Annotated in this window: 3 protein-coding genes; 2 read left to right on the forward strand and 1 reads right to left on the reverse strand. The window is 52.1% G+C overall.

Annotation, left to right across the window (positions count from 1 at the left end; genetic code table 11):
• Window positions 1–58: 58 nt before the first annotated feature.
• A complete protein-coding gene (locus Q4A89_RS11625) occupies window positions 59–1,735 on the reverse strand; it encodes an AMP-binding protein (RefSeq protein ID WP_303185673.1) in 1,677 nt (558 codons plus the stop codon).
• Between the two features lie 151 nt (window positions 1,736–1,886).
• Between Q4A89_RS11625 and mtaB the strand changes: the two genes are divergently transcribed.
• Window positions 1,887–3,200, forward strand: a complete 1,314-nt coding sequence (gene mtaB, locus Q4A89_RS11630) for a tRNA (N(6)-L-threonylcarbamoyladenosine(37)-C(2))-methylthiotransferase MtaB (RefSeq protein WP_303185675.1) — start codon at window positions 1,887–1,889, stop codon at window positions 3,198–3,200.
• 5 nt (window positions 3,201–3,205) lie between these two features.
• Window positions 3,206–4,102: a lysophospholipid acyltransferase family protein gene (locus Q4A89_RS11635; protein WP_303185677.1), complete on the forward strand. Its 897-nt coding sequence runs from the start codon at window positions 3,206–3,208 to the stop codon at window positions 4,100–4,102.
• The last annotated feature ends 17 nt before the right edge of the window (window positions 4,103–4,119 follow it).

Genomic DNA, 4,119 nt, shown 5'->3' on the forward strand with positions numbered 1-4,119 from the left:
TAAATAAAGCTACAAGCCAGTATATACATTAATATATATAAAAGAAAAATAGAGCCTTTTATTTCTGCCCGGACAACGTTTGGTAAAGAAAACGCTTGATACTTCTTTTGGGCGTTTTTTCAAATTCGGTCGGGTAAAGTTCGATTCGGGCTATACGTTCGTAAGGAGCCAGCAGCTTGTTTACTTCGATCCGATTTTGCTCCATGATGGCCGGCAAATCACTGTGCTGAACGACCGTCGTATCGACCGAATCATAATCCGGATAAACAAGCGCTACAATTTTTCCGTCTTGCTCAAGCACCAGACTCTCCATCACAAAAGGCATATTATTGAGCTTCGATTCCAACTCCTCAGGATAGATATTCTGGCCGTTTGAGCTTAATATCATGGTTTTACTTCGTCCTCTGATAAAGATACGCTTTTCCTCATCAATCGTTCCCATATCTCCGGTGCGCAGCCAACCGTCTTCGGTAAAGGCGTTTGCGGTTGCCTCATCGTTCTTGAAATAGCCTAACATGACATTCTCGCCGCGCACCTGTATTTCTCCGACCTCATGATACGGGTCGGGAGAATCGATACGCACGTCCATAATATCTTTCAGGATATGCCCGCACGAAGTAGGCTCGAAGACCCGATGATTCGAATAGCTGATCAGCGGGCCGCACTCCGTCATTCCGTACCCGATGGTTACCGGAAATTTGATTTTACAAAGGAAGTCGGTCACCTCCTGATTCATGGCTGCCCCCCCGACAATGACTTCGCAAAACCGTCCTCCCAGTGTGTCGGTCAGGCGTTTGTTGATCTGCGAATAAATCCGGTTGGCCAGCAGCGGAATGCTCAGCGCCATCTTCATCGAACGCTTATTAAGCTGCGGCAGGATGACGTTCTTATATATTTTCTCAAGAATCAGCGGAACGGTGATAATCAAATTCGGTTTCACGTCTTGAAAAGCCTTGAGCAGCACTTTCGGCGACGGCAGCTTGCCGAGCACATGGACGTGCGCCCCGATAGCCATCGGGGTGAGCAAATTAAAGGCGCAGCTATACGCATGAGCCAACGGAAGAAAGCAAAGTTCATCATCTCCGCGAAACATCAGATTCAGGGTTTGAGCGTACGTTACGTTGCCTGCCAGATTATTCCCCGTCAGCATCACCCCTTTGCTGAAACCTGTCGTTCCGGACGTGTAGTTAATCTCGACCAGTTCCTCGTTACCGACCTCCGCATAACGGATATCTTCTTTCGCGAAACCGTCAGGATACTTTTTGGCCATCAACGCATCCACATCTTCCCGACGCAATCGCGAAGGCATTCCTTCCCGACGCAAGATGCAGTGGAAATCGGTCAATGAAAAAGCGACTTGCACATCCGGAATCTTTTCTTCTTCGAGCGTGTCCCAGATACGGTCGGAGACAAACAGGACGACCGACTCGGAGTGATTGATGATGTGATGAATATCGTTCGGATTGAAGTCTTGCAAAATCGGAACGATCACAGCACCATACGTAATCGTCGCCATGTAGGCAATACACCAGTGCGCGCAATCTTTCCCGACCAGCGCAACCTTATCGCCCTTCTTCACCCGACATTGCTCCAGTACGAGATGCAACCGGGCGATCTCGCGGGCGACATCGCGAAAGAAAAACACCTGATCCGCGCCATAGTCGGACACCGACGGCAGATCCCAATTCTCGCGAAAACTCGTTTCGTATAACTTGATAAAATTTTCCTTAATCATCACGTTGCCATTTACTTTTTGTTCAAGGCTGCAAAAGTAAAAAAAAATGTGTAATTACGATAAAGACAGAATGATCCAAAGAGTAATCGGGTGCTTTTGCCGTTCTTGGAATTTCTTCTACCTTTGCGGTTTCATACAATAACAAGGGCAGATGATTGACGAAGCGGTTTTTGAAAACAAAAAGGCGGCCTATTATACGTTGGGCTGCAAACTCAACTTTGCGGAAACGTCGACGATCGGGAAAGAACTGGCCGCACACGGCATCCGTAAAGTCCGAAACGGAGAACAAGCCGATATATGCGTCATCAATACCTGCTCGGTGACGGAGCTGGCCGACAAGAAATGCCGCCAGCTGATCCGGCGGGTACGCAAACAACACCCCGATGCCTTTGTGGTAGTTACCGGATGTTACGCGCAATTGAAGCCCGAAGAAGTATCGCAGATAGACCATGTGGATATGGTTTTGGGCGCCGAGCAGAAGGGCGACGTAATCCGCTATCTGAATGAATGGACGGAAGAGAAGAAGGTCGTCACATCGGAGACGAAGAGCATCCGCACGTTTACGCCCTCGTGTTCGTCGGGCGATCGCACGCGTCATTTTCTGAAGGTGCAGGACGGATGCGACTATTTCTGCTCTTTCTGCACGATTCCGTTTGCGCGCGGACGCAGCCGGAACGGTAAGATCGCCGACCTCGTCGCGCAGGCCGAACAGGTGGCGCGCGAAGGCGGCAAGGAGATCGTACTGACCGGCGTGAATATCGGCGATTTCGGGAAGAGCACGAACGAAACGTTTTCAGACCTGATTCGCGCGCTCGACGAGGTGGAAGGTATCGCACGTTACCGCATTTCGTCGATCGAGCCGAACCTGATTACGGACGAGATCATCGAGTTCGCCGCTACCAGCAACCGTTTTATGCCTCATTTCCACATCCCGCTGCAAAGCGGAAGCGACGAAGTGCTGAAGCTGATGCGCCGGCGTTACGACACGGCGCTGTTCCGCCAACGGGTGGAACGCATCAAGTCGTTGATGCCGCACGCGTTTATCGGCGTAGACGTCATCGTGGGAACGCGGGGCGAGACGGACGCCTATTTCGAGGCGTGCCGGGAGTTTCTGGAGTCGTTACCCGTTTCGCAACTGCACGTATTCAGCTACTCGGAGCGTGCCGGCACACAGGCGCTGAAAATCACGCCGGTCGTCTCGCCCGAAGTGAAACACGCGCGCAGCAAAGCGTTGCTCGATTTATCCGACCGCAAGCTCAGCGAGTTTTACGAGGCACACATCGGCACGACGGCCGAAGTACTCTTCGAACACGCGCGCAAAGGCAACCGCATGTACGGCTTCACGGCAAACTACATCAAAACGGAAGCGCCCTACGACGCAGCGCTGGTCAATCGCATCATACCCGTCAGGCTGGAGGGGTGGAACGCGGATAACACGACATTAACGGCAACCCTTATCGACTGAACATCATGGGCAACCGACTGTTATACGCACTGCTATACGTCTGGGTAAAAACCTGCGCCCTGCTCCCGATGGGGGTTTTATATGTGTTTTCCGACGCGTTGTCGTTTATCATTTACCGTGTCGCGCGGTACCGGTTGAAGGTGGTGCGGCGCAACATGCGTCATGCGTTCCCCGAAAAGACGGAGCGAGAACGGCGCGATCTGGAACGGCGGTTTTACCGGCATTTCGCCGACTATATCGTCGAGACGATTAAGTTGGCGGGCATCTCGCACGAGGAACTGCTCCGTCGGTCGCACCTGTCGAATCCCGAGATGGTTCAGCCGCTTTTGGCACAGGGTCACACGAGCCTGATCCTCGTGATGGGACATTACGGCAACTGGGAATGGTTCACCGGTTTTCCGTCGTGCTTCGGTGGAGACTTGAATGTTTACCAAATCTATCGTCCGCTCAACAACAAGGCGTTCGACAAACTGTTCATTTTTCTGCGCACACGCTTCGGGGCTTTTGGTATCAGGAAGAAAGACGTGGTGCGCGAAGTAGTCCGCCTCACCCGCGAAAAACAGCCGAGCCTCTTCGTCTTTATCGCCGACCAGACGCCGAGCCGCGCTAACCTGCACTACTGGACGACGTTTCTGAATCAGGAGTCGGCCATGCTGACAGGCCCGGAGCGTCTGGCCGTCAAGCTGAATGTGCCGGTGATTTATGCCGACGTCAGACAGGAGAAACGCGGACATTACACGGTCGACTTTCAGTTAATTACCGACCGTCCGAAAGAGCTGCCGGAGAACCGAATCACCGAAGACTATACGCGCCGCATGGAACAGACCATCCTGCGCAACCCGGCCAACTGGCTCTGGACACACAAGCGGTGGAAATATAAGAGAGGGAAAAGTGAAGAGTGAAAAGTGAAAATTGAAAA

The sequence above is a fragment of the Tannerella sp. genome, assembly GCF_030528505.1.
GTDB lineage: Bacteria > Bacteroidota > Bacteroidia > Bacteroidales > Tannerellaceae > Tannerella.